22 protein-coding genes and 1 tRNA gene are annotated in these 25,612 nt (G+C 49.5%); 20 read left to right on the forward strand and 3 right to left on the reverse strand.

Annotated features, from left to right (window positions below; translation table 11 throughout):
• Positions 1–16: 16 nt before the first annotated feature.
• The 9 genes from GU926_RS02160 to GU926_RS02200 all read left to right on the forward strand — a co-directional run bounded on the left by GU926_RS02160 (position 17) and on the right by GU926_RS02200 (position 10,249).
• Complete coding sequence (locus GU926_RS02160; RefSeq protein WP_160688586.1) at positions 17–802, forward strand: tetratricopeptide repeat protein; 786 nt, start codon at positions 17–19, stop codon at positions 800–802.
• A 265-nt stretch (positions 803–1,067) separates the two neighbouring features.
• Positions 1,068–3,506, forward strand: a complete 2,439-nt coding sequence (locus GU926_RS02165; protein WP_160688588.1) for a DUF5686 family protein — start codon at positions 1,068–1,070, stop codon at positions 3,504–3,506.
• Positions 3,507–3,687: 181 nt separating this feature from the next.
• Positions 3,688–4,677, forward strand: a complete 990-nt coding sequence (locus GU926_RS02170) for a tetratricopeptide repeat protein (RefSeq protein WP_160688590.1) — start codon at positions 3,688–3,690, stop codon at positions 4,675–4,677.
• Between the two features lie 52 nt (positions 4,678–4,729).
• Positions 4,730–6,664, forward strand: coding sequence for a threonine--tRNA ligase (gene thrS / locus GU926_RS02175; RefSeq protein ID WP_160688592.1), 1,935 nt, complete (start codon positions 4,730–4,732; stop codon positions 6,662–6,664).
• A 110-nt stretch (positions 6,665–6,774) separates the two neighbouring features.
• Positions 6,775–7,305: a translation initiation factor IF-3 gene (gene infC, locus GU926_RS02180; protein ID WP_225840869.1), complete on the forward strand. Its 531-nt coding sequence runs from the start codon at positions 6,775–6,777 to the stop codon at positions 7,303–7,305.
• A gap of 20 nt (positions 7,306–7,325) precedes the next feature.
• On the forward strand, positions 7,326–7,520 hold the full coding sequence (gene rpmI / locus GU926_RS02185) for a 50S ribosomal protein L35 (protein ID WP_048920338.1): 195 nt from the start codon (positions 7,326–7,328) through the stop codon (positions 7,518–7,520).
• Between the two features lie 78 nt (positions 7,521–7,598).
• Positions 7,599–7,943 (forward strand): 50S ribosomal protein L20, encoded by a 345-nt coding sequence (gene rplT, locus GU926_RS02190; protein ID WP_160688594.1) that lies wholly within the window; start codon positions 7,599–7,601, stop codon positions 7,941–7,943.
• Between the two features lie 209 nt (positions 7,944–8,152).
• On the forward strand, positions 8,153–9,646 hold the full coding sequence (locus GU926_RS02195; RefSeq protein WP_160688596.1) for a peptide MFS transporter: 1,494 nt from the start codon (positions 8,153–8,155) through the stop codon (positions 9,644–9,646).
• 84 nt (positions 9,647–9,730) lie between these two features.
• Entirely contained in the window at positions 9,731–10,249 is a 519-nt protein-coding gene (locus GU926_RS02200) for a GreA/GreB family elongation factor (RefSeq protein WP_160688598.1), read from the forward strand.
• 226 nt (positions 10,250–10,475) lie between these two features.
• On the opposite strand, the gene GU926_RS02205 is transcribed toward GU926_RS02200, so the two are convergent.
• A tRNA-Met gene (locus GU926_RS02205) sits at positions 10,476–10,549 on the reverse strand.
• Positions 10,550–10,676: 127 nt separating this feature from the next.
• Here GU926_RS02205 and GU926_RS02210 point away from each other — a divergent pair.
• From GU926_RS02210 to bshB1, 8 genes are all read left to right on the forward strand, one after another.
• A complete protein-coding gene (locus tag GU926_RS02210) occupies positions 10,677–11,072 on the forward strand; it encodes an START-like domain-containing protein (protein ID WP_160688600.1) in 396 nt (131 codons plus the stop codon).
• A 100-nt stretch (positions 11,073–11,172) separates the two neighbouring features.
• Entirely contained in the window at positions 11,173–12,582 is a 1,410-nt protein-coding gene (locus GU926_RS02215) for an LptF/LptG family permease (RefSeq protein ID WP_160688603.1), read from the forward strand.
• Between the two features lie 107 nt (positions 12,583–12,689).
• Positions 12,690–12,965: a 30S ribosomal protein S15 gene (rpsO, locus tag GU926_RS02220; protein ID WP_160688605.1), complete on the forward strand. Its 276-nt coding sequence runs from the start codon at positions 12,690–12,692 to the stop codon at positions 12,963–12,965.
• Positions 12,966–13,103: 138 nt separating this feature from the next.
• Positions 13,104–15,254 (forward strand): polyribonucleotide nucleotidyltransferase, encoded by a 2,151-nt coding sequence (pnp, locus tag GU926_RS02225; protein ID WP_160688607.1) that lies wholly within the window; start codon positions 13,104–13,106, stop codon positions 15,252–15,254.
• Positions 15,255–15,454: 200 nt separating this feature from the next.
• Positions 15,455–16,318, forward strand: coding sequence for a sigma-70 family RNA polymerase sigma factor (locus GU926_RS02230; protein WP_066510924.1), 864 nt, complete (start codon positions 15,455–15,457; stop codon positions 16,316–16,318).
• A gap of 233 nt (positions 16,319–16,551) precedes the next feature.
• Positions 16,552–17,496 (forward strand): thioredoxin-disulfide reductase, encoded by a 945-nt coding sequence (gene trxB, locus GU926_RS02235; protein WP_160688609.1) that lies wholly within the window; start codon positions 16,552–16,554, stop codon positions 17,494–17,496.
• A gap of 106 nt (positions 17,497–17,602) precedes the next feature.
• Entirely contained in the window at positions 17,603–18,658 is a 1,056-nt protein-coding gene (locus GU926_RS02240) for a M23 family metallopeptidase (RefSeq protein WP_160688611.1), read from the forward strand.
• A gap of 13 nt (positions 18,659–18,671) precedes the next feature.
• Positions 18,672–19,400 (forward strand): bacillithiol biosynthesis deacetylase BshB1, encoded by a 729-nt coding sequence (bshB1, locus tag GU926_RS02245; RefSeq protein WP_160694538.1) that lies wholly within the window; start codon positions 18,672–18,674, stop codon positions 19,398–19,400.
• Positions 19,401–19,496: 96 nt separating this feature from the next.
• Here bshB1 and accC read toward each other — a convergent pair whose 3' ends face one another.
• Positions 19,497–21,008: an acetyl-CoA carboxylase biotin carboxylase subunit gene (accC, locus tag GU926_RS02250; protein ID WP_160688613.1), complete on the reverse strand. Its 1,512-nt coding sequence runs from the start codon at positions 21,006–21,008 to the stop codon at positions 19,497–19,499.
• 209 nt (positions 21,009–21,217) lie between these two features.
• Between accC and GU926_RS02255 the strand changes: the two genes are divergently transcribed.
• Entirely contained in the window at positions 21,218–22,456 is a 1,239-nt protein-coding gene (locus tag GU926_RS02255) for an aminotransferase class I/II-fold pyridoxal phosphate-dependent enzyme (protein WP_160688615.1), read from the forward strand.
• Between the two features lie 111 nt (positions 22,457–22,567).
• Positions 22,568–22,759: a histone H1 gene (locus GU926_RS02260; RefSeq protein WP_160688617.1), complete on the forward strand. Its 192-nt coding sequence runs from the start codon at positions 22,568–22,570 to the stop codon at positions 22,757–22,759.
• Between the two features lie 81 nt (positions 22,760–22,840).
• Here GU926_RS02260 and tyrS read toward each other — a convergent pair whose 3' ends face one another.
• Entirely contained in the window at positions 22,841–24,145 is a 1,305-nt protein-coding gene (gene tyrS / locus GU926_RS02265; protein ID WP_160688619.1) for a tyrosine--tRNA ligase, read from the reverse strand.
• Positions 24,146–24,351: 206 nt separating this feature from the next.
• On the opposite strand from tyrS, the gene holA reads away from it, so the two are divergent.
• Positions 24,352–25,404 carry a DNA polymerase III subunit delta gene (gene holA, locus GU926_RS02270; RefSeq protein WP_160688621.1) on the forward strand — a complete coding sequence of 351 codons (1,053 nt, stop codon included), beginning with the start codon at positions 24,352–24,354 and terminating at the stop codon, positions 25,402–25,404.
• Positions 25,405–25,612: the final 208 nt, after the last annotated feature.

Below are 25,612 nucleotides of genomic sequence, written 5' to 3' on the forward strand. Positions count from 1 at the left end.
CGTTTACTTGAGGATCATGACACACTTTGGAAGAACAATCTATCTTTTATGTATAAGCTTAAGCTTTCTGAGCCTACCTGCCTTTGCGGGCGGTGTGGGCTCAGACCAGCTTCTTTGGGAAGCCAATCAGCTTTTCAGGGAATACAAAGACGTTGAGGCGTTAGAAAAGTTTGAGCAACTCATCACGCAAGATCCCCACCACCAGGAAGCCCTGTGCAAAGCCACCGTTCTAAGTACCCGCATTGGGGGACGGTTCACAGATGATACCCGCAAGGGACAATACTTTGAGAAGGCGCTGGTATTTTCGGCTAGAGCCATTGAGGTAGACAGTCAAAAAGCAGAAGCTAATTACGTGCGCGCCCTGGCCTTGGGAAGTATGTCACAGGTGACAGGCCTCAAAGAAAGATTGACCTATTTAAGCAGCTCTAAGCATTACATTGACCGGGCCCTGGCCATTGACGATAAACACGCCGGCGCCTGGCATTTGCAAGGTCGGTGGAGCTATAAAGTAGCCAACCTCACTATAGCAGAAAAGGCCGCCAGCAAGTTTCTAATGACGGGCGCTGCCTTTCCCATAGCCTCCAACAAAGACGCCTTGAGTGCCATTAGCAAAGCCGTTGAGCTTGACCCTACCAACCTATTATACTACTTTGATTTGGCCCGAGTTCAGAAAGACGTGGACCTTAAAAGTGAGTGCATCGCCACACTTCAAAAAGCATTAGACCAAAAGCTGGTGACTACAGAAGATTTAGAGTTGAGCAGAAGATGTAAAATACTTTTGCAGCAAATGCTTAAAGTATAGTCTTCCTAAACTTGAAACGGAAACGGCCCCATACTTATATGGGGCCGTTTCTGTTTTACGGCTTCGTCAGAGTTTTTTACGAATCAGTGCGGGGTATAGGTCTGTTTTGCTGTCATGGAGGAGCGAAAGCGGATTATTTTATCTCTGATTGGGCAGAATGACAGGATTTTATCTGAAATTTCTAAATAGAAAATACCATATTTTTATATATTCGTTTTACAAACCATTATCTGTGAGAATATACCTACTGCTTTTTTTACTTTTCATGAAGGCAGGTTTTCTCTTTGCCCAAACTACCCCCATTAGTGGCAAAGTGATTGACTCTGAAACCCAGAAACCGCTAGACTTTGTAACGGTACAACCGCACAAGGCCAAGGTTCCCGTGTTTACAGATGAAGCTGGTATATATATCCTGAACAAGTATGAGGGCAACGACAAAGTGTCTTTTACACTTCTTGGATATGGGCAGATAACCAAAACCGTAAAGGAGTTAAAAGAGAGTAGCAACATCAGCTTGGTGCGCCAGAGCTACGCTCTGCAGGAAATTGTCATTGGTCCGCAGGAAAACCCGGCATATAAAATTGTAAGAGCCGCCGCGCGCAAAAAGGAACAATACCTGCCAGAAAACCAGAAGGCCCTTGAGTTTGAAACGTACACGCTCATGAAAGGCAGTATTCTGGAGAGCGAGGCCAAAGACAAAAAACGCAGTTTCTCCAAGCGCTATGCCCCTTACTTTGACAGCCTTTTGGTGGGCGACAACTCTTCTAAACTAGCCTCACTGCCCATTTTTCAGTCTGAAACGGTTAAACAAAACTTCTACCTCAAAGACCCCAAAAAAAGCAAAGAAGTACTGCAGGCCAGCAAAGTAGTAGGGGTGGGGATTGAGAAGGAAGCGCAAATTGCCCAACTATTAAACGCCCAGGCCGAGCACTTTTCCTTGAACCAGAACTACATGCGCATGTTTGACAAAGACTTTGTCAGCCCCATTGCCAATAGCTGGTCCAATTACTATGACTATGATTTAGTGGATAGCATGGAGACGCCTTCTGGGAAAATCTATAAGCTCAATATCATTCCTAAACGCCCGCAGGACCTTACATTTGCTGGTACCATGTGGATTGCCGATGGATCATTTGCCTTGCGCCGTATTGAGCTGAAGTTGAACCCAGATGTCAAGCTCAATTTTGTGAGTGATTTGCGCATTGTACAAATCTGGGACGAAGAAAACCCATCGCTGCTGCCAGTTTCCAGCAAACGCAAATTCCAGATCTCAGGGCTGCCAGGCACCGAGGTACGCCTTTACGTAGAGTCTACTACCTATTATAGAGACATCGTCTTAAATCAACCCAGAAACCCAGACTTCTTTGACAATACCCATGCCATGGGGGATTCTGTGCTGAGCTACCAGGAGAACTTCTGGCAAACGGTGAGGCCCCAGAGCTTTAGTCCAGAGGATGTGAAACGCGTGGAATCCATTGCCCAAATCAACAAGTTACCAGAAATACAGAGTATGGTGAAGCTGATAAGGGTGGTGGTAGAAGGGCATCTGCCCCTCAATGACAAACTGGAATGGGGACCAGTGTTTGGTACGTACGTGTACAACAACATAGAAGGCCACCGGTTTCAGTTCGGGCTTAGGACTACTGAGGCTTTTCATAAGAACTGGATCTTGAACGGGTATGCGGGCTACGGCACAAGGGATAAGTCTCTGAAGGGCCTGCTGAACATCCGGTACGTGGCAGACCGCGAACGCTGGACCGAATGGGGCGCCAGTTACCTCAATGACGTAGGGCCGGCCGCCATGGACTTGAACAATACGCGGGTCAATAGTCTGTTTTTCTCGGCTTTCCGGTGGGGAACCATGAATTTCCCTTATAAGCAGGAGCGTTTTCAGGTGTGGGCCGAGCGGGAGTGGTTCCAATCGTTCTCGCAGCGACTTACCTTGCGCCATACCAACCAAACACCAGCCTTTGCCTCGGCGCCCGTAGCAGAGGGCCAGTTCTCCCGGTTTGGACAATTCAGAACCACGGACCTGGTACTCAACCTGCAATACACGCCCAACCGTAAGACCTTGATCCGGCACTGGGACAAGATAGGCATCTCCAATTCCAATTCGCCGGTGATTGGCCTGGAAGTAGCCATGGGCATGAGCGGCTTACTTAATTCTGATGTTAGTTACCAGCAGGTGGCTTTGTCTGTAGAGCAACGGGTGCATGCCGGCGTGCTGGGTTATGGCCGCTATTATTTTAGAGCCGAGAAAACCTTCAACAAGGTGCCTTTGCCGCTTTTGCAAGTACCGGTGGGCAATGAGACGCCATTCTTTATCCTGCACGGGTACAACCTAATGCCATTCTTTTCCTTTGGCAATGATGAGATGGTGTCGCTGCGCTATGATCATCATTTTGAAGGGGCACTCTCCCTTACCAACCGCATTCCGTTGCTCAAGAAAACCCGGGCGCGTCTGGTGGCCGGCGGGGCCATGATGATGGGCAGACTATCAGAGAAAAATAAGTTCTCCCTGGTAGAGGGAGATCCTAACTTTGGAAGTTTCAGGGGCTTGGGCAGAGACCCGTACGTAGAGGTAAATGTGGGTCTGAAGAACCTGTTCCAGCTGCTGCGGGTTGACCTAGTGCATCGGCTTACTTATCAAAACCTGGACATGCCAGCGTGGGGGGTACGGATGTCCATTTCTGTGAACCCATAGCGTCGTTTTTGGGCGATTTTCCAGAAAACTGGCCAAAAACGAAAAACGGCTTTCTTAATTTTGTGTACCTTCACCAGTCATTTACCACTTGTCTTACTTCATGCGCGGGTTTTACCAGCTTTCTTTGCTTTTCTTTCTATTCATAGGCCTAGGTTGTAGCCAGGAGAAGAGACAGGAGCGCATGTTTTCGCCTAAGAGGGTAAACAGTACCCCCGCCGTGCACATCAATGAAATTTCAAGAGCCATTGCGCAGGGCAATGAGCAGCCAGAATGGTATGTGAAACGCGCGCGCCTGTACCTGTCCATCGGTAAGGAAGGGCAGGCGTTACAGGATTTGAATACGGCCATCAAGGAAGACGCTTCTATAGGGGAGGCCTATTTTCTCAAGGCGAAGATTTTAGTGGCCCGGCAGCAGTACCAGGAATCCATGAAGCTGATGATGCAGGCCCGGGAGTTCAATTACTACACCCCGGAGTCTGAGGCCATACTGGCAGAGACCTACGTAGGTTTGCGCCAGTATGAGCGGGCCCTGTCCCATAGCAGCAAGGCCGTGAAGCTGAGCCCCGGCGAACCCAAGTTCTACGTGTTGCTGGCCAAAGCGCAGGCGGGTACCGGAGACACAATCCGAGCCGTTGCCAACCTGGGCAAGGCCTTAGAGCGCGATACCTTGTCATTGCCGGCCTTCAGAGAACTTTCAGCTATCTACATGGCGCAGAAACGATTTGAGGAAGCCTATCCTATGGTGAATGTTGGCGTGAAAAAACAACCCAAAGATGCCTTCTGGTGGCGGCAACTAGGACAATACTTTATGGCCTACAACCTCACTGACACGGCCATGGCCTCTTTTAACCACTCGGTGATGTTAGAGCCCAACCAGCCGGGCGTGTACCTTGGTTTAGCGCAGGCTTGGTTTAAAAAGAGACAATATGCCCTAGCCCTGGATCATCTGGTGAAAGCGCAGGAATTGGGAGCACCTCTTAATGAGGAGAACCGTTTTTTGCTGGCCAGATGCTATGAATATACCGGGCAGCGGGAACTGGCGCGGGGACAATATGCTTTTTTAGTAAGAAAATACCCGCAAAACCCGCGTTATATGGTAGCTTTGCGCAAGATGCAGACGCCTGTTAAACGGCCAACCATGGATACCTTGAGCACGAATTCGGTTTTTTAACTAATTTCCCGAAAACAAGCCAAAAACGAAGAAGCATTTTCTTTACAGACATATGATCAATATTACCTTACCAGACGGCTCTGTCCGTGAGTTTCAGGAAGGGGTGACTGGCATTGAGATAGCCGCCTCTATTAGTGAAGGCTTAGCCCGTAACGTACTTGCCGCCAAAGTAAACGGCCAGGTATGGGACCTTACGCGCCCTATCACGCAAGACGCCGCCGTACAGTTGCTCACTTGGAACGATGATGAAGGTAAGTCTACGTACTGGCACTCTTCGGCCCACTTGCTGGCCGAGGCCTTGGAAGCTCTCTACCCAGACGTTAAGTTTGGCATTGGACCACCCATTGAGAACGGCTTCTACTATGACATTGACCTAGGCGATAGAACCCTTTCTCAGGAAGAATTCCCGGCCATTGAGCAGAAGATGCTGGAGCTGGCGCGTCAGAAAAGCGAATTTGTGCGCCGCGAAGTAAGCAAAGACGAGGCTGTCGCTTATTTCACTCAGAAGGGTGATAAATACAAGCTGGATCTGTTAGAAGGGTTGCAGGACGGAACCATCACGTTCTACTCACAAGGCAACTTTGTAGACCTTTGCCGCGGGCCGCACATTCCTAACACTGGATTCATTAAAGCTGCCAAACTCATGAACGTGGCCGGCGCTTACTGGCGCGGCGATGAGAAAAGCAAGCAGCTGACCCGCGTGTACGCCATCACGTTCCCCAAGCAGAAAGACCTGACCGAGTACCTGGAGCGTCTGGAAGAGGCCAAGCGGCGAGATCACCGCAAACTGGGCAAGGAGATGGAGTTGTTCGCTTTCTCTGAGAAGGTGGGCATGGGTTTGCCACTGTGGTTGCCCAAAGGCACCATGCTGCGCGAGCGCTTAGAGCAATTTATGCGCAAAGCCCAGATGAGAGCAGGGTATATGCCGGTGGTAACGCCGCATATTGGTTCTAAAGAATTATATGTGACCTCTGGTCACTATGAGAAATATGGGGCAGACTCTTTCCAGCCCATCAGGACGCCTAATGAAGGAGAGGAGTTCTACCTGAAGCCCATGAACTGCCCGCACCACTGCGAAATCTACAAGACTCGTCCAAGGTCGTATAAAGAATTGCCAGTGCGCCTGGCCGAGTTTGGCACCGTGTACCGTTACGAGCAAAGTGGCGAGTTGCACGGCCTGACCCGCGTAAGAGGCTTTACCCAGGATGACGCGCACATCTTCTGCCGTCCAGACCAGGTAAAGGAAGAGTTCACCAAAGTAATAGACCTGGTGTTGTATGTTTTCAAAGCCCTAGGCTTTGAAAACTACACCGCCCAGATTTCTTTGCGTGACCCAGAAAACAAGGCCAAGTACATTGGTTCTGATGACCTTTGGGAGAAAGCTGAGAGTGCGATTATTGAAGCGGCCACAGAAAAAGGCCTGCCTACGGTAACCGAGCTAGGAGAGGCTGCGTTCTATGGACCAAAGCTGGATTTCATGGTGAAAGACGCCCTGGGCCGTAAATGGCAGTTGGGTACCATTCAGGTAGACTACAACTTGCCAGAGCGGTTCCAACTGGAATACATTGGCGCTGACAATGAGAAGCACCGCCCCGTGATGATTCACCGCGCGCCGTTTGGTTCTTTGGAGCGTTTTGTGGCTGTGTTGATTGAGCACTGCGCCGGTAACTTCCCGCTGTGGCTGAGCCCAGACCAGGTAGCCATTCTGCCTATCTCTGAGAAATACCATGACTACGCCCAGCAGGTGTTTGCCCAGTTGCATGATCAGGACATCAGAGGGTATATTGACTCACGCGATGAGAAGATTGGCCGTAAGATAAGAGACGCCGAAGTGAGCAAAGTGCCGTACATGATCATTGTGGGGGACAAAGAGCAGGAAAACGAAATTATTTCTGTGCGTAAACATGGCTTCGGGGATATGGGCAGTATGCGCATAGATGCCTTCGTGGACAACTTTAGAGCCGTGCTGGCAGAGTTGTTGAATTAAAAAGATAAAAAATTACTTTTATTATACCGGGGAAAACGCGATATTCGCACCCTGATTGTGAAACCTTAAATTTAGGAGGTACAACTATTTCTACTAATAACAGACGCTACGTGCCACGTGGCAAGGTCGAAGAACCTTATCGGATCAATCAGCGCATCACCGGCGTACGCGACGTACGGGTGGTGGGTGAGAACGTAGAGCCAGGAGTCTACAGCATAGACCAGGCTCGCCGTTTAGCCACAGAGCAGAACCTTGACCTGGTGGAGATCTCGCCAAAAGCAGATCCGCCGGTTTGCCGCATCATTGACTATTCTAAGTTCAAGTACGAACAGAAGAAGAAGCAACGCGAGATGAAGGCCAAAACCACCAAGGTGGTGATGAAGGAGATTCGTTTTGGTCCTAACACAGATGACCACGACTTTGAATTCAAACTGAAGCACGCCCGCCAGTTCCTGGCCGAGGGTGCCAAAGTAAAAGCGTACGTGCACTTTGTGGGCCGTACCATTGTCTTTAAAGAGCGCGGTGAATTACTTTTGCTTAAATTTGCGCAGGCGTTGGAAGACGTTGCCAAGGTTGAGCAACTACCTAAGCTGGAAGGGAAGCGCATGTTCCTGTTCCTGGGGCCTAAAGTGAAAAAATAATTACCCTTAAATACACCTAGATGCCTAAGATGAAAAGCAAATCAGGGGCTAAGAAGAGATTCACCCTGACAGGTACTGGCAAAGTAAAGCGTAAGCACGCCTACAAAAGCCACATCCTGACCAAGAAGACCACCAAGCAGAAGAGAAATCTTACTCACATTGGCCTAGTTAGCGAAGCTGACCAAGCAAACGTGAAGAGAATGCTTGCGTCTTAATTCAATTTAATTATTGTTTCAACGAGAACTGGTAACTAAGAATTAAACCGAAATCACCAGCCTCAAAAAATTTCAGAAATGCCTAGATCGGTCAACGTTGTGGCGGCCCGCCACAAAAGAAAAAGAATAATGAAAATGGCCAAAGGTTACTTTGGTCGTAGAAAGAACGTTTGGACAGTAGCCAAAAACGCAGTAGAAAAAGGTTTACTTTATGCCTACCGCGACAGAAAGGTGAAGAAGAGAGACTTCCGTGCTCTTTGGATTCAGCGTATCAACGCAGCTGCCCGTATCAACGGTCTGTCTTACTCTCAGTTAATGGGCGGTTTGAAAAAAGCCAACATCACCTTGAACCGTAAGGTTTTAGCTGACTTAGCTTTGAACCATCCAGAAGCCTTCAAAGGAATTGTTGCAAAGGTGAAATAAGCCTTTTGACTATACATGAAAAAGCCCGGCCACACGCCGGGCTTTTTTTGTGCTAATGATTTTTGCCATAAGCCGTTTTTGGGCTGTTTTCCAGAAAATAGCCCAAAAACGGCGCTATGCCTTCCTGCCTGTTGCAATTGCAGGAAATGTAAGTTTACTTCCGGTAGCATTCATAATTTTCAACCCTCTCTACATTTACCAGTCACTCTATGGATTTAACAGATTCTACCCTACCAGAGGACCAGCCGGCCAAAGGACATCCCAAACAACTGTATGTGCTCTTTTTCGCCGAGATGTGGGAACGCTTCTCCTTCTATGGCATGAAGGCCTTGCTCTTGGCCTACATGGTCACGGAGCTTAAGTTTGACGAGCCCAAGGGCTATGCTATTCTAGGCTCTTACGCTGCGCTGGTCTACACCATGCCCATGTTTGGTGGCATGATGGCAGATAAGTTTCTGGGATACCGCAAGGCCGTGCTGTTCGGGGGAATTCTCATGACCATTGGTCACTTGGTCTTGGCCGTGCCCGCTGATTGGAGCTTTTTCTATGGCATGGCCTTCATCATTTGCGGTAATGGGTTTTTTAAGCCCAACATTTCTAGTTTGGTAGGAACGCTGTATGCAGAAAACGATCCTAGAAGAGACAGCGGCTTCTCCATCTTTTACATGGGTATTAACATTGGCGCGGCCCTGGGTGGTCTACTCTGCGGCTACGTGGGCCAGCAGATCAACTGGCACTACGGCTTCGGGTTGGCTGGTATCTTCATGGTGTTGGGGTTAATAGTGTTTTACATTGGTGGCAAATCCTTAGGGGAACGTGGCTTGCCGCCCAACCCGGCACAGTTGAAACAAGGACTTTTTCTGGGCATCAGCCGTGAGGTGTTTATTTATCTTGGCGCACTGGCCTTGATTCCGGTGATTGTGGCCCTGTTTCATCGGTATGAGATCATGGACTTCCTGATGTTTGGGCTGGGGGCGTTGGCCTTGCTCTATATTTTGTTTGTGGCGTTCCAGCTGGAGAAAATTGCCAGAAACAAGCTGTTTGCCGCCTTGATTATGATTGTGTTCTCTACCATGTTCTGGGCTTTTTATGAACAGAATGCGGGTTCTCTCAATTTGTTTGCCATGCGCAACGTAGACATGGAACTGGCCGGCGTACAGCTGCCCCCGCTCTCTGTGAACAATTTTCTACCGCCGGCCTGGGTGATCATTCTCAGCTTCTTCTTTGCCTGGCTGTGGCCGGCCTTGAATAGAAGAAACCTGGAGCCTTCTACTCCCTTGAAATTTGGCTTCTCTTTCTTGCTGTTGGGAGCCGGGTTTTATCTCTTCTATTGGAGCTGCCAGTTGAGCCAGGAAACAGGCCTCATTCCGTTGTACGCCTTCGTGGCGGGTTATTTTTTCATCATTTGCGGCGAGATGTGCCTTTCACCCATCGGGCTTTCCATGGTCACTAAATTGTCGCCGGTGAAGATGGTGGCCTTGATGATGGGTATCTGGTTTTTTGCCAGCGCCATTGGCGAGTTTCTGGCAGGTAAGATTGGAGCCCTCATGAGCGTGCCCAAGGAGGTGGTGGACAATCCGGTGTTGTCGCTTCCTTACTATGCAGACATTTTAAGCAAAATTGGCATAGGGTCTTTTGCCATTGGCATACTGCTCATCTGCTGCGTGCCGCTCATACGAAAGTTGATGGGCGAGGTGAGGTAAGCTGATCTTTCACGGTCAACTTGTTAGAAGCAACGCAAGGAGGGTATCTCAACCTATTCTTGCGTTGCTTCGTTGTAAAGGGCTATGAGCAGAGCGTTTGCAAAAGAAGATGATGCCGTTGAGGCACCTATAATTCCGGCCAGGGCCGCCTTGCCACCAGGCGTCACCAATTATGTTACGCCTCAGGGTTTGGCCCAGCTGCGCGCAGAAGCTACGGCTCTGGAAGAGGAGCGCGCCAAAGCTGAAGCCATTGAAGGAGATGCGCTGGAACGTACCCGGCAACTCACCATCCTCAAGGGCAGAATAAGTCAGTTGAACGAGCGTCTGGCCTCTGCCAAACTGGTGGAGACCGAAGGACAGCCCACCGACCAGGTTCGGTTTGGGGCCACGGTTACCCTCAAAACCGTGGAAGGCGGAAAGCCAGGATTTGTAAGGACGTTCACCATTGTGGGCGTAGACGAAGCCTCCATCACCGACGGCAAGATTGCCTTTGTAGCCCCCATCGCCAAAGCCGTGCAAGGGGCCAGGCAGGGCGAAACCATCGTCTTACAGCTAGGCGGAAAAGAAGAAAGAGTATTGGTAGAAAGGATTGACTACGCTTAAAGCTTAGGAAGCGACTGGCGACCGTAAGGTTTTATCAGTCAATTAAGAAAGCTGTTGTTCGTCGGCTTATAGAAACGCATCGGCTCTGGTCTAATGGAAAGACCAGGGCCGATGCGTTTTTGGGCTATTTTCTGGAAAACGGGCTAAAAACGGAAGTTGAAGCGGGGAGGCTTCTGCCAAATAAAAGGGCCATAAAAAAAAGCCCCACTGGTAAGTGGAGCTTTTGTAGCGGGGAGCAGAATCGAACTGCCGACCTCAGGGTTATGAATCCTGCGCTCTAACCATCTGAGCTACCCCGCCGAATTATGGTGCAAATGTAGGGTAAAGATTATTAATGGTACAAACTTTTTAGTGTAAAATATTTTCCCTTATTTGACCACACAAGCTACCTACCTATACTACACCCTTTTACGTTAGCTCTTTTTTTATGAGTAAAACTAAATTCATCAGAGAATACGCGTTGAATGCCTCTCCTAAAATGATCTATCCTTACTTAAGTACCGCTTCTGGCCTGGAACAATGGTTTTGCCAGAGTGTGAAGGTGATGGGAGACCGCGTATTTAATTTCATCTGGGACAACCAGGACCATCTAGCCGAGATGACCAGCCACCGCACCAACAAGTCCGTGCGGTTTACTTTTCTGGGTCCAAACAGAATGACTACCTCTGAATCTGGCTACATAGAATTCGTCATAGACTCCAGTGAGCTGACCCTGGAACAATATCTACGCATTGTAGACTATACAGACGAAGGCGACGTTGAGCAATTGGCGGAGTTGTGGGACAACCTGCTGCAAAACCTGCGCGAGATCATTGGCGGTTAAGCATGCGTTTTCAGGGTCTTTTTGTAATTTCGGCCACTTTTTAGGCTTCGCCTTTGTTTACCGGCTTACCGCCGGCCCTAAGTAGGAGTGGCCATGCTGCATGAAAAAACTAGATAAGCTTATTCTCAAGTCCTTTATTGGGCCATTTTTGCTCACCTTTGCCGTAGTGGAATTTATATTTCTGCTGCAGGTGATCCTCAAGTACCTGGATGACCTGGTGGGCAAGGACCTGGGCGTGGCCGTGATAGGGGAGTTACTTTTTTACTTCAGCATCAACCTGGCGCCCAACGCCTTTCCGCTGGCTATCCTGCTTTCTTCGCTCATGACCTTCGGGAACCTGGGCGAGCATATGGAACTGACGGCCATTAAAACCTCTGGCATCTCTTTGGTGCGCGCCCTGCGGCCGGTATTCTTTTTCGCCTTGCTGCTCACCATTGCCGCTTTCTTTTTCAACAACACCATTGTGCCCAAGGCTAATTTGAGGGCCTTCAGTTTGATGTGGGACATCCGGCAGAAGAAGCCGTCCCTTGACATCAAAGAAGGCTCCTTCTACAACGGGCTGCCCAACCGCAGCATACGCGTAGGCAAGAAGTTTGATGACGGCCAGACGCTCAAGGACATCATGATCTATGACCACAGCGGCGGGCAGGGCAACACGGTGGTGGTGTTGGCTGACTCTGGTAAGATGTACACGCAGTACAATGACCAGTACCTGGTGCTGGAGTTGTTCAATGGCAAAACCTTTGTGGAGGACGCCAGCAACCAAAGCAACGTGTCTCAAGACGGCGGCTTTGCCCGGCAGGGGTTCACGGCCAACAAGTTGGTGGTAAACTTGTCCTCGTTTCAATTGGACCGAAGCAATACCCAGCTGTTTGCCGACAATAAGATGATGAAGAACATCACCGAGCTCAAGCAGGTGACCGATTCTTTGGAAGGCCAGCAGACCCGTGAGCGGAAATTATTGGCGCCCAACGTGCGGCCGTTCTACAATCATTTTCAGGTGACCAAAGCCGCAGACACTCTCAAGGCCTTGGCCAATTATAAAACGCCGCTGCCAGCTGTCACGCTGGAAGACGTGCGCATGGCGTCCAGTTCGGCGCGCAACGTCAAGAGCTTTACCAGCAGCTACGCCTCACGCCTGACCACCCTGGAGCGGGAGAAGAACAACTATGAGATAGAGATCTACAAGAAGTTTACGCAGGCCCTGGCCTGTTTCATCATGTTCCTGATTGGCGCTCCGCTGGGCGCCATCATCAGAAAAGGTGGCTTGGGCATGCCCGTGATCATCTCCATTGTCTTCTTCATCATTTACTACGTGCTCAGTATTCTGGGCGAGAAATGGGGGAGAGAGGGCGTGGCGCCGGTGCCGTTGGGTATGTGGGCGGCCAACATGGTGCTGCTGCCGGTGGGCATCTTTTTCCTGATCCAGGCCCGCAATGACTCTAATTTACTGGAAGTTGACTTCTGGCGCAAAATCACCTCCAGGCTTCGGCGCACCAAACCCTTGTAATTCTTGGGTTTATTCTGGAGAAAGATTTTACTATTCCGGATTTTTATCTAACTTTGCGCCTTATATTCGATACTGCGAAAAAAACGTAAGCCAAGTACTTTACACGCATGAAATTAACTACTGAAGCGAAACAAGAGATCTTCGAAAACAAAGGATTTGCCAAATCAGCAACTGACACTGGGTCACCTGAATCGCAAATCGCATTGTTCACCACCAGAATCAACCACCTGACGGATCACCTGAAGGTTCACAAAAAAGACTTCTCCACTCGTTTGGGTCTTTTGAAATTGGTAGGTAAGAGAAGAAGACTATTAAACTACCTGACTAAAACTGACATTGAGCGCTACCGTGCTATCATTGCAGAGCTAGGCATTCGTAAATAACATCAAGAGAAGGATTAGGGAATTCATATACGGGATTCCCTAATCTTTTTTATTGCCCTTGCTTCTCAATCTCCTAATTGACAGCGCCCCTGGCACCGCTAGAGGGTGCATTTTACATTGATGCAATAGATAAATCAGATGTCATATAACGCTATAAATAAAACTATCCGCATGGCCAACGGCCGTGACATTACCATTGAAACCGGTAAACTGGCCAAGCAGGCAGACGGTTCTGTAGTGGTAAGATGCGGAAACGCCATGTTGTTGGCGACGGTGGTATCCAACATTGGAGCCCGTGAAGGAGTAGACTTTCTGCCCCTTTCTGTAGACTACCAGGAGAAATTTGCCTCTAACGGTAAGATTCCAGGTGGTTTCCTGAAGAGAGAAGCCCGTCTTTCTGACTATGAAGTATTGATCAGCCGTCTGGTAGATCGTATCCTTCGTCCTATGTTCCCAGAAGATTACCACTCTGAGACGCAGGTAATCATCAACCTGATCTCCGCTGACGCTGAGATCCTTCCAGATGCCTTAGCCGCTTTGGCCGCTTCGGCTGCCCTTTCTGTGTCTGACATTCCGTTCAACGGCCCAATCTCTGAAGTAAGAGTAGCCCGCATTGACGGTCAGTTTCAGATCAACCCAGTACTTTCTGACCTGAGCCGCGCCGACATCGACCTGATTGTAGGTGGTACCGCTGACAGCGTAGCCATGGTGGAAGGTGAAATGAGCGAAGTTTCTGAAGAAGAGATGCTGGAGGCGATCAGAGTTGCCCATGAAGCTATCAAAATTCAGGTGGCTGTTCAGCAGGAGCTGGCCCAAGAAGTAGGAAAAACGACCAAGCGTGAGTACAGCCATGAGAACAACGACCTTGAATTAAAGGAGTTGATTTACAAGGCAGTGTATGACCAAGCCTATGGCGTTGCCGCTTCTGGCAATAAAGTAAAGGCTGAGCGCAAGAACTCTTTCAAGGCCATCAAAGATGCATTTGTGGCTTCATTGCCAGAAGATCATACGTATGACGCAACGCTTATTGGAAAATACTTCCATGACGCAGAGAAAGACGCCGTACGTGACGTGGTATTGAAAGAGCGCCGTCGTTTAGATGGTCGTCAATTGGATGAGATTCGTCCTATCTGGTCAGAGGTGAATTATTTGCCATCTGCGCACGGTTCTGCTGTGTTCACCCGCGGTGAGACCCAGTCGTTGACGACGGTTACCTTGGGTACCAAGATGGATGAGCAAATGATTGACGGTGCCATGTTCTCTGGCTACAACAAGTTCATGCTGCATTACAACTTCCCTCCATTCTCTACCGGTGAGGCCAAGCCAATGCGTGGTACCGGTCGTAGAGAAGTAGGGCACGGTAACCTGGCCATGCGTTCTTTGAAGAAGGTGTTGCCGCCAGAAGATACCAACCCATATACCATCCGTATCGTTTCTGATATTTTAGAGTCTAACGGTTCTTCTTCTATGGCTACCGTGTGTGCGGGTACATTGGCCTTGATGGATGCCGGTATCCAAATCAAAGCGCCAGTTTCTGGTATCGCCATGGGTCTTATCATGGATGAGACAACTGGTAACTTTGCCGTTCTTTCTGACATCTTGGGTGATGAGGATCACTTGGGTGACATGGACTTTAAAGTAACCGGTACGGCCAAAGGCATTACGGCTTGCCAGATGGACATCAAGGTGAAAGGTCTTTCCTTTGAAATCTTGGGCCAGGCATTGTCTCAGGCCAAAAACGGTCGTCTGCATATCTTGGGCGAGATGAATAAAACCATCTCTCAACCAGCGGCAGACTTCAAACCACACGCTCCTCGTTCACAAAACATCATCATTGAGAAAGAATTCATTGGTGCGGTGATTGGACCAGGCGGTAAAGTGATTCAGCAGATTCAGCGTGACTCAGGTGCGGTGATTCAGATTGAAGAGAAAAATGACAAAGGCTACGTGAACGTATTTGCCACCAACCAGGAAGCCATGCAGATGGCGGTCTCTAAGATCAAAGCCATTGTGGCCGTTCCAGAGGTAGGCGAAGTGTATACGGGCAAAGTGAAATCTATCCAGCCTTATGGGGCGTTTGTGGAATTCATGGCTGGTAAAGACGGTCTGCTGCACATTTCTGAAGTGAAGTGGGAGCGTCTTGAGAGCATGGAAGGCGTGTTGGAATTAGGCGAAGAGATCCAGGTGAAACTGGTGGATGTTGATCCTAAAACCGGTAAGTTCAAACTTTCTAGAAAGGCATTACTGCCTAAGCCAGAGAGAAATACAGAAGCTCCGCAAAATAAGTAATTGAATTCATCCAGAACCCAACCATACGCGTTCTATACAAGAGAACCGGATGGTTGGGTTTTTGGGCTTCTTTCCAGAAAAGAGGCTAAAAACGGATGATTCAAGCCTATCTTGAGGACAAGAGAACTTTTGGAGCATGGGAAGGTGTTATCTCACCAGTCCTTTATAACACAGAAATACACAGATAGACATACACTCCAATGAGACAGCTGAAAATAAGCAAGCAGATTACCAACCGTGAAAGCCAGTCCCTGGATAAGTACCTCCAGGAGATTGGGAAGGTAGACTTGCTCACCCCGGATGAGGAGGTAACGCTTGCCCAGCGCATCAAAGAAGGCGATCAGTTCGCGCTCGAAAAATTAACCAAGGCCAACCTTCGCTTCGTGGTGTCGGTGGCCAAGCAATACCAAAACCAGGGCTTGTCTCTGGGTGACTTAATCAATGAAGGCAACCTGGGTCTGATCAAAGCCGCCAAGCGTTTTGACGAGACCCGTGGTTTCAAATTCATCTCGTACGCCGTTTGGTGGATTCGTCAGTCTATTCTGCAGGCCTTGGCTGAGCAGTCTAGAATTGTTCGTTTACCCTTAAACAGAGTAGGTTCTTTGAACAAAATCTCTAAATCGTTCTCAGAGTTAGAGCAGAAGTTTGAGCGTGAGCCGTCTCCAGAAGAAATTGCTGAAGTGTTGGAGTTGACGACCGCTGAGGTAGTGGATACTTTGAAGATCTCTGGCCGTCACGTGTCTGTAGATGCGCCATTCGTGCAGGGCGAAGAAAACCGTTTGTTGGACGTGTTGGAGAACGAAGACGAAGAGTCTCCGGATACCGGCCTGATGAACGACTCCCTGCGCAAAGAAGTACAACGTGCCCTTTCTACCTTGACCAAGCGCGAGGCAGACGTGATCACGCTTTACTTTGGCCTAAACGGTGAGCATTCCTTGACGTTGGAAGAGATTGGCGAGAAATTCAACCTGACCCGTGAGCGCGTGCGCCAGATTAAGGAGAAAGCCATCAGAAGACTACGTCATACGTCACGCAGCAAAGCATTGAAACCATATTTAGGATAAGCATTCCTGACCCTTTCAGAAAGCCTTGGCTCTTACAAGCCAGGGCTTTTTTATTGACCTCCTGGCCGCGGTTAAATAATATTCAATAAGTCGTTTTTTGCCTATTTTCTGGAAAAGAGCCTAAAAACGAGGCCTATGGGCATGATGAGAAAGGAAGGGATGCCGCTTGCGGCATCTGGCAGGGCAGGTCAAAGAATTTATTCGTAATATTGCACTCCCAATTTTTACCTGATATGGAAACCCAGAAGGAAAAAGTAAAGTGTTTGATCATAGGGTCTGGACCAGCCGGCTACACCGCCGCCATTTATGCCTCCAGAGCCGGTTTAAAACCTGTCATGTACCAAGGCTTGCAACCAGGCGGACAGCTCACCATCACCAATGACGTGGAAAACTACCCGGGCTACCCAACCGGGGTTAACGGCCCGCAGATGATGGAAGATTTCAAGCAGCAGGCAGAACGCTTCGGGACGGACATCAGATACGGTATTGCTACTTCAGTTGACTTTTCGGGTAAACCCCACAGAGTGACCATAGACGAGCAGACAGAAATAGAGGCAGATACGGTCATCTTAGCCACAGGCGCATCTGCCAAATGGTTAGGTCTGGAGTCTGAAGCCAGACTGAACGGCAGCGGTGTTTCTGCCTGTGCCGTGTGTGACGGGTTCTTCTACCGCGGTCAAGAAGTGGCCATTGTAGGTGCCGGAGACACCGCCTGCGAGGAGGCCCACTACCTTTCTAACCTTTGCTCTAAAGTATACATGATTGTAAGACGTGATGAAATGCGCGCCTCTATCATTATGCAGAACCGTGTCAAGAACACGCCTAATATTGAGATTCTCTGGAACAGCGTCACTGAGGAAATCTTGGGTGACCAAGTGGTGGAAGGTGCTCGCATCAAGAACACCGCCACTGGTGAGACCACAGACATTAAAGTAAGCGGCTTCTTCGTGGCCATTGGCCATGAGCCCAACTCCAAAATTTTCCAGCCTTACCTGGAGCATGATGAGAGCGGCTACCTGAAGACCATTCCGGGAACGTCCAAAACCAATGTAGACGGCGTCTTTGCCTGCGGCGATGTGCAGGACAATGTGTACCGCCAAGCCGTTACTGCCGCCGGGACTGGTTGCATGGCCGCTCTGGACGCTGAGCGTTACCTAGCTGCCCTGGCAGACCATTAAAATAGAAAAACAAGCCGCTGTGATTGCCTGCGCAATAAAACAGCGGCTTGTTCAGTTTTAAAACCGGACGCAGAAAAGGCTCTGCCCTGGTGATTAAGAGAATTGAATGCTTTTAAGAAAGATACCCTTCTTCTTGTTGTTGAGTCTTTGCAGCCTGCTGGGAACGCAGGAGGTATTGGCTCAGAAAGGAGTGAAGAAAGATTTGTTCAAAGGCAAGGCGCCTAAGATCAAATACGTGAAGCCAGATACCACCGTGCTTATCAAGCATGAGGAGTTTCAGGACAATTCAGATGCTAAGAAAGCGGGCTTCAGCCCTGTGCGCAAACTGTCTATCGTGAGCGAAGACACCAGTTCCCTTCATTTAGGCGAACAAAGCATTGTGGAGATGTCTGACGAGGTGCAGATGGAAGACAGCGTATGGGTGAAGATTGCCGGCTATTACGCCATCTGGGACACGCACAACATCAACCCGTACCGCAAAGACGGCCGTACCCTCAAAGACACCATTCCCATCAAATTGGTGGACCCGGCCAAAAACCAATTGTACAAGATGCCGCTGGTAAAGACGCCTATTACCTCAGACTTCGGGTTTAGAGGCTACCGCTGGCACTACGGCACTGACCTGGACCTGGACACCGGCGACTCTGTGAAAGCGGCTTTTGACGGGGTGGTGCGTATCTCTAAATGGGATGGCGGCGGCTATGGTAATTACTTGGTGGTACGTCACGTGAACGGTTTGGAAACCTTGTACGGCCACTTAAGCAAGGCACTGGTGAAGCCGGGTCAGTATGTAAAGGCGGGTCAGTTGCTGGGCAAGGGCGGAAGCACCGGGCGTAGTTCTGGTCCTCACTTGCACTATGAAGTACGCTATGAAGGCAATCCCATTGACCCAGAGGAACTCTACAACTTCCCTGATTATCTGCTGAAAGGCAACAACTTTGCCGTTACCTCCGCCCTTTTCAATTATTACAACAGTGCCAAGCGTAAAACGTCGTCTTCGCCCTCCAGGGCCAGAAGAACCGTATATCATAGAGTGAGAAGCGGGGAGGTGCTGGGCTCCATTGCCCGTAAATACGGCGTGTCTGTTTCTCAAATCACGCGCCTGAACAGAATCTCTACCAGAACCACCTTAAAAGTGGGCCGGAGCCTGCGCATAAAATAAAAACTACCAAATGATGAAGTTAGACCTGTTGGCCTTTGCCTCTCATCCAGATGACGCTGAGTTAGGTTGCGTAGGTACCATTTTGGCTCATAAGGCCCAAGGCAAAAAAGTAGGAGTGGTAGATCTTACCCGTGGCGAACTGGGCACAAGGGGAACGCCAGAAACCAGGGCCCAAGAATCGGCGGATGCTACCAAGATTCTGGGACTGGACGTGCGGGAGAATCTGGGCATGGCCGACGGCTTTTTCAGGAACGATGAGGAACACCAACGTAAGGTCATTGCCGTGTTGCGCAAGTATCGCCCAGAGGTAGTGTTGCTCAACGCCATCCATGACCGTCACCCTGACCATGGGCGCGGCAGCCATCTGGTGTCTGAGGCTTGTTTCTATTCTGGATTGCGCCAGATCAAAACCCAGAACGAGGCCGGAGAAGAACAGGAGGCCTGGCGCCCCAAGGCCGTGTACCATTACATACAAGACCGGCTCATCACCCCAGATTTGATTGTAGACATCACTCCGTACTGGGAGCAGAAGGTAGAAGCCATCAGAGCGTTTAAATCGCAATTCTTTACCTCGCCTGATCCTGAGGACAACGAGCCTGCCACCTACATTTCCACACCCGAGTTCATGCGTTTTCTGGAAGCTAGAGCCATGGAACTGGGCCATGCCATTGGCGTGACTTATGGTGAAGGCTTCACCAAAGAGCGGCACCTAGGCGTGAAAAGTTTATTCGATTTGATTTAACATCTAACAACCCTAAAAAGTCTCGGCCCCGTTTTTGGCCTGTTTTCCAGAGAACAGGCCAAAAACGGGGCCGAGGCTTTTATAAAACCTGCTGGTCTATTTCAAGCGGTTCTTGCGCCAGTCAGACATGCCGTTTTTACTTTCAGCAGAAACAGGCGCGGCAGCGGTTTGGGCCGTCTTGGCCTGACCACTGAACAAAGCGGCCAGCACAGCAGCTAGTTCCTCCTCATCTGGGTTAGGCTGTGGTTTCAAAACCGATGGATCTGTGAAGTACCGGTTGATGAACTTGGTGTCAAAATCACCTGACCGGAAGGCTTCATGCTCCATCACAAACTTACCAAACGGCAGGGTGGTTTCAATGCCCGTAATCTGGTACTCTTCAATGGCCCTAATCATTTTTTCAATGGCTTCCTGGCGGTCTTTGCCGTAGGTTACCAGTTTAGCGATCATCGGGTCATAATAAATGGGAATCTCCATGCCTTCCTCAAAACCATCATCTACACGCACGCCCAATCCTTGAGGACGCTTGTAGGTGGTCAAGGTCCCGATGTCTGGCAAGAAGTTGTTGGTCGGGTCCTCGGCGTACACGCGCAGTTCCATGGCATGGCCGGTGATGGTCAAGTCTTCCTGCGTGAAAGAAAGGCGTTCGCCTTGGGCTACTTTTATTTGCTCTTTCACCAAGTCCAATCCGGTGATTTGCTCGGTTACCGGGTGTTCTACCTGCAGGCGGGTGTTCATCTCCAGGAAGTAGAAGTTAAGGTTTTCGTCTACCAGGAATTCCACCGTGCCGGCGCCTTTGTAGTTACAGGCCTTGGCCACGTTCACGGCGCAGCGGCCCATTTCGGCGCGTAATTCTGGGGTAAGAATGGCAGAAGGGGCTTCCTCAATCACTTTCTGGTGACGGCGCTGAATAGAGCACTCGCGTTCAAACAAGTGCACAATGTTGCCGTGCGTATCGCCTAACACTTGTATTTCAATATGTCTGGGTGAGCCGATGTATTTTTCAATGAAGACAGAGCCGTCTCCGAACGCCGAGGTGGCTTCGCTCACGGCCATGGACATTTGCTGCTCAAACTCCTCCAGGTTCTCCACCACGCGCATGCCTTTTCCGCCGCCGCCGGCACTGGCTTTGATCAAGATAGGGAAACCTATGCTGGTGGCAATGGTTTTGGCCTCTTCCACGTCCGTGATGGCGCCTTCGGTGCCGGGTACCATGGGGATGTTGTAATTGGCCACGGCGGCCTTGGCGGCTAGCTTACTACCCATTAAGTCAATGGCCTCTGGTGACGGCCCAATGAAGGTAATGCCTGCTTCTTCCACCATTTTGGCGAAGCCCGCGTTCTCTGAAAGGAAACCATAGCCCGGGTGAATGGCGTCTACGCCCAGGTTCTTGCATACCTCCAGAATCACGTCGCCGCGCAGGTAGGACTGGTTGGAGGGAGGCGGTCCCACGCACACGGCTTCATCCGCGAAACGCACGTGCAAAGCCTGGCGGTCTGCCTCTGAGTAGATGGCCACGGTTTTAATGCCCATCTCTTTGGCAGAACGCATGACGCGCAGTGCAATCTCGCCGCGGTTGGCTACCAGAATTTTATTTATTTTTTTCATCGTCAAAAGTCCATTCAGTTTGATACTTCAAAGAAATACCTTTCTGGGGTAAGATAAAAGCCATAAGAATAAATCATCTTGTAAAAGGCCGCTTTGCATTTGAGCACAATCAATGTAAATTTGCAGGTCTTCTTGCCTTACAAAGCACTAGGAAGACAGCATGACGGATTTCGTCTAGATGATCTTCAACCGCCTTAATTTTATCTAAAGTGGATTTATTTGAAAAGTTATTAGCCAACCGCGGACCGCTTGGCAGCCATTCTCACTACGCTCACGGTTATTTCACGTTCCCAAAATTAGAAGGAGAGATTGCTCCCCGCATGACATTCAGGGGCAAACAGGTATTGACCTGGAGCTTGAATAACTATCTGGGCCTGGCCAACCACCCAGAAGTGCGCAAAGCAGACGCCGAAGCCGCTGCTGAGTTTGGAATGGCCCTTCCCATGGGCGCCCGCATCATGTCTGGTAACTCAAATAACCACGAGCGCTTAGAAAATGAACTGGCCGAGTTTGTAAAGAAGGAAGATGCCTTCTTGCTGAACTTCGGGTACCAGGGTGTGGTGTCCATCATTGATGCTTTGGTAGACCGCCATGATGTGATTGTCTATGACGCCGAGTCGCATGCCTGTATCATTGACGGCGTGCGTTTGCACCAAGGCAAGCGTTTCGTGTACCAGCACAATGACATGGAAAGCCTGGAGAAACAATTGCAGCGTGCCACTCGCTTGACCAATGAGACCGGCGGAGCCATTCTGGTAATCTCTGAGGGGGTGTTTGGCATGAGCGGTAACTTAGGTGATTTGCAAGGGATTATTGCTCTGAAAGAAAAATACAGCTTTAGATTGTTCATTGACGATGCCCACGGTTTTGGTACCATGGGAGCCACGGGCGCTGGTACGGGTGAACACCTAGGCGTGCAGGATGGTATTGACATCTACTTCTCTACGTTTGCCAAGTCCATGGCCAGCATTGGTGCTTTTGTGGCCAGCAACGAAGACGTGATCACCTACCTGCGTTACAACATGCGTTCTCAGACGTATGCCAAGTCTTTGCCTATGACTTTGGTGGTAGGAGCCTTGAAGCGTTTAGAATTATTGCGCTCTCAGCCTGAATTGAAAGATAATCTTTGGACCATAGTAAAGGCATTACAGTCTGGTCTTCGCGAGAAAGGTTTTAACATTGGCACCACCACCTCACCCGTAACACCAGTGTTGTTGAACGGCCAGATTCCAGACGCTACGGCCTTGACTCTGGACCTGCGCGAGAACTATAACATCTTCTGTTCCATTGTAGTGTACCCGGTGGTTCCTAAGGATGTGATCATGCTCCGCTTGATCCCGACGGCGGCGCACACCCTGGAAGACGTGGCGGAGACCATCGCGGCGTTTGAGGCCATCTCTACCAAACTGGACAAGGGACTTTACTCAAAAACGACGGTTACAGCCTAGAAAAGCGGTTCTTTTGTGTAAAAAGAGCCTCTGCAATTTTTTTGCACCTTATTTTATAATTCCTATATTAGAGCCATTAAACGAAATGTTAAACCTTAAAAACAAGCTCTAATGAACAATTTTTCTAAAATTAAGGACCTGGTTCTGTCTCTAGAAGGTGACTTTGAGAAGTTCTATGACAAAGGCAATTCAGCAGCTGGTACTCGCGTGAGAAAAGGTATGCAGGATTTGAAAAACATGGCTCAGGACATCCGTAAGGAAGTTCAGGACATGAAGAACGCTGAAGGTTCTGAGAAGAAATAAGTTGCTGACTAGCAATAAGTTATAAAAAAAGGCAGGTGTAAAAACCTGCCTTTTTTTATGTTCAATCTATTGGTTTCTGGTTTAGACCGCCTTTACCAGGTAATAGTTCTTTTTACCTTTTTGCACCACCAGGTATTTGCCCTGTAACAGGTCTGAGGTAATGTTTTCATCTGGCTTGCCCACCTTTTGGCGGTTAATGCTCACGCCCCCGTTCTGGATCATTTTCTTGGCCTCGCCCTTTGACTCAAAAATTTGGTTTTGGGTGATTTCAGACAGGAAATCCACGGCCTGCGCGCCGTTTGCTAAATTTTCTTTAGAAATTTCTATCTGCGGTACGCCTTCAAACACGGCTAATAGGGTAGACTCTGGTAAGCCTCGCAACGTCTCCAAATCTCCCTTGCCAAACAGAATCTGAGATGCCTCTACTGCTTGTTCATAGTCCTCAGCGGAGTGAACCGTGGTGGTCACTTCTTTAGCCAGGGCTTTCTGCAACACCCGTAGGTGCGGGGCCTGGGCATGCTCTTCTACCAAGGCGGCAATCTCTTCTTGCGTGAGCAGGGTAAAGCGCTTGATTAGGTTTTCCGCTTCGTCATCGGCTACGTTCAGCCAGAACTGGTAGAACTTGTACGGGCTGGTCATAGTAGGGTCTAGCCACACGTTGCCGCTCTCAGACTTGCCAAACTTGCTACCGTCGGCTTTGGTCACCAACGGAGTGGTCAAGGCGTAGGCTTTGCCGCCTTCCATTCGTCTGATTAACTCCGTACCCGAGGTGATGTTTCCCCATTGGTCAGAACCACCCATCTGCAGGCGCACGTTCTTGTGCTTATACAGGTGCATGTAGTCATAACCCTGCAGCAATTGGTAAGAGAACTCGGTAAAGGAAAGACCTTCAGCGCCGTCTTCGCCTTCCTGGGCCGTGATGCGCTTCTTCACAGAGTCCTTCTTCATCATGTAGTTCACCGTTAGGTGCTTGCCCACGTTGCGCAAGAAATCCAGGAAGGAGAACTCTTTGAACCAGTCATAGTTGTTGACTACCTCGGCGGCGTTAGGTGCATCGCCAAAATGCAGGAACTTCTCCAGCTGCTTTTTAATGCCATTCTGGTTGTCTCGCAAAACTTCTTCAGACAAGAGATTACGCTCCGCTGATTTTCCAGAAGGGTCCCCAATCATACCCGTCGCACCGCCTACCAAAGCCACTGGTTTGTGGCCGGCGCGTTGCAGGTGTACCAACAGCATGATGGTAGCCAGGTTGCCTATGTGCAGCGAAGAGGCCGTAGGGTCAAAGCCGATATAGGCCGTGGTCATTTCTTTCTGCAGTTGTTCTTCTGTGCCTGGCATGGTGTCCTGCAACATCCCGCGCCAGCGCAGTTCTTCAATCAAATTCATGTAGCTCTGTTTTAACTAGGCCAAAGATACACTACATCTTTCAATTTGACAGAAGCAAGTACAAGCAGGAGTGGGGCTAGCCGTTTTTGGCCTGTTTTCTGGAAAATAGCACAAAAACAATCCATCTTTATTTTGTGGCTGCGCATGGTGGTTTGGTTTGCCAGCATGAGTAACTTTGGCGTCTAGTTTTACATTACCTTGCATCCATGGCGCTGACCGCTGACGATATCCTGAAACAACTCAAGAACCGTGAATTTGCCCCCGTGTATTTTCTGCAGGGCGAAGAGCCGTACTACATTGACCTCATCTCTGACTACATTGAGCAGCATGCCTTGAATGACATGGAGAAAGGATTCAACCAGGTGGTCATGTACGGCAAAGACACAGACATCTCCAACGTGCTGCTGCAAGCCAAGCGTTTTCCCATGATGTCTGACCGGCAGGTGGTGATTGTGAAAGAAGCGCAGAACCTGCAAAACCTGGAAGCCGATCCTGAGAAAGACGCCGCCGCCAAACTACTGGACGCCTATCTGGCCAACCCGCTGCCCAGCACCATCTTGGTCTTCTGCCACAAGCATAAGGTGTTGGACGGCCGGAAGCGTTTAAGTAAAGTCTTGAATAAACAGGCGGTCTTGCTCACCACCAAAAAACTCTATGACAACCAGGTGCCCGCCTGGATCACCAATTACCTCAAGACCAAGAACCTGCAGGCCACGCCGCACGCGGTCATGATGCTGGCAGAATACATTGGCGCTGACTTATCCAGACTCACCAATGAGATTGAAAAGCTGACCATCAACCTGAAGACCGGCCAGACCATTGACGAAGGCGTGGTGCAGGAGAACATCGGGATCAGTAAGGAGTTTAATATTTTTGAGTTGCAGACGGCCATCATCAAGCAAGACGTTCTCAAGGCCAACCGCATTTTAAACTACTTCGCTTCTAATCCCAAAGACAATCCCTTGATTCCCAACCTGGTGCTGTTGTTTTCGTTTTTCTCTAAGCTCTTAACGCTGCATATGCTGCCCCAGGTAAATGAACAGGCGGTGGCCAAGAGCCTGGGCAACCGAAGCTTTCTGGCCAAGGAGTACATGCTGGCCCTCAGAAATTACCCGTATAGAAGAGTGTTACAGATCATTGGCTTCTTGCGGAAGGCAGACTTGCAAAGCAAAGGCGTGGAGGGTGGCAATCTGTCTGAAGACGCCATCTTAAAAGAGCTGGTTTTCAAAATCATCCACCCGGTGCCGGTAATCAGGTAGACGTCGTTTTTGGCTTGTTTTCTGGAAAATAGACCAAAAACGGCGCAGAAAAATTGGGGCTCTAAACGCTAAAAGCGGAAAGCCGTCGTTGAAGAAACATCAGGAAAGGTGGGCCTTCGGGCCGCTTTCCAGCAATATTTTCCTATTTTTGAAGGAAAGGCCCTGGCGCCGCAGAGATTCATTTTCCAGGCGGCCGGGTTCAAACACA

Source organism: Nibribacter ruber (assembly GCF_009913235.1).
Classification (GTDB): domain Bacteria; phylum Bacteroidota; class Bacteroidia; order Cytophagales; family Hymenobacteraceae; genus Nibribacter; species Nibribacter ruber.

Bases quoted from the DNA above. Each gene is read 5' to 3' on its own strand.
- GU926_RS02260 (WP_160688617.1), top strand. From the start codon at position 22,568: ATGAACAATTTTTCTAAAATTAAGGACCTGGTTCTGTCTCTAGAAGGT.
- rpmI (WP_048920338.1), top strand. From the start codon at position 7,326: ATGCCTAAGATGAAAAGCAAATCAGGGGCTAAGAAGAGATTCACCCTG.
- GU926_RS02230 (WP_066510924.1), top strand. From the start codon at position 15,455: ATGAGACAGCTGAAAATAAGCAAGCAGATTACCAACCGTGAAAGCCAG.
- GU926_RS02170 (WP_160688590.1), top strand. From the start codon at position 3,688: ATGTTTTCGCCTAAGAGGGTAAACAGTACCCCCGCCGTGCACATCAAT.
- GU926_RS02195 (WP_160688596.1), top strand. From the start codon at position 8,153: ATGGATTTAACAGATTCTACCCTACCAGAGGACCAGCCGGCCAAAGGA.
- rpsO (WP_160688605.1), top strand. From the start codon at position 12,690: ATGAAATTAACTACTGAAGCGAAACAAGAGATCTTCGAAAACAAAGGA.
- holA (WP_160688621.1), top strand. From the start codon at position 24,352: ATGGCGCTGACCGCTGACGATATCCTGAAACAACTCAAGAACCGTGAA.
- GU926_RS02210 (WP_160688600.1), top strand. From the start codon at position 10,677: ATGAGTAAAACTAAATTCATCAGAGAATACGCGTTGAATGCCTCTCCT.
- rplT (WP_160688594.1), top strand. From the start codon at position 7,599: ATGCCTAGATCGGTCAACGTTGTGGCGGCCCGCCACAAAAGAAAAAGA.
- bshB1 (WP_160694538.1), top strand. From the start codon at position 18,672: ATGAAGTTAGACCTGTTGGCCTTTGCCTCTCATCCAGATGACGCTGAG.
- GU926_RS02240 (WP_160688611.1), top strand. From the start codon at position 17,603: ATGCTTTTAAGAAAGATACCCTTCTTCTTGTTGTTGAGTCTTTGCAGC.
- GU926_RS02215 (WP_160688603.1), top strand. From the start codon at position 11,173: ATGAAAAAACTAGATAAGCTTATTCTCAAGTCCTTTATTGGGCCATTT.
- GU926_RS02160 (WP_160688586.1), top strand. From the start codon at position 17: ATGACACACTTTGGAAGAACAATCTATCTTTTATGTATAAGCTTAAGC.
- GU926_RS02165 (WP_160688588.1), top strand. From the start codon at position 1,068: ATGAAGGCAGGTTTTCTCTTTGCCCAAACTACCCCCATTAGTGGCAAA.
- GU926_RS02200 (WP_160688598.1), top strand. From the start codon at position 9,731: ATGAGCAGAGCGTTTGCAAAAGAAGATGATGCCGTTGAGGCACCTATA.
- accC (WP_160688613.1), bottom strand. From the start codon at position 21,008: ATGAAAAAAATAAATAAAATTCTGGTAGCCAACCGCGGCGAGATTGCA.
- trxB (WP_160688609.1), top strand. From the start codon at position 16,552: ATGGAAACCCAGAAGGAAAAAGTAAAGTGTTTGATCATAGGGTCTGGA.
- pnp (WP_160688607.1), top strand. From the start codon at position 13,104: ATGTCATATAACGCTATAAATAAAACTATCCGCATGGCCAACGGCCGT.
- thrS (WP_160688592.1), top strand. From the start codon at position 4,730: ATGATCAATATTACCTTACCAGACGGCTCTGTCCGTGAGTTTCAGGAA.
- tyrS (WP_160688619.1), bottom strand. From the start codon at position 24,145: ATGAATTTGATTGAAGAACTGCGCTGGCGCGGGATGTTGCAGGACACC.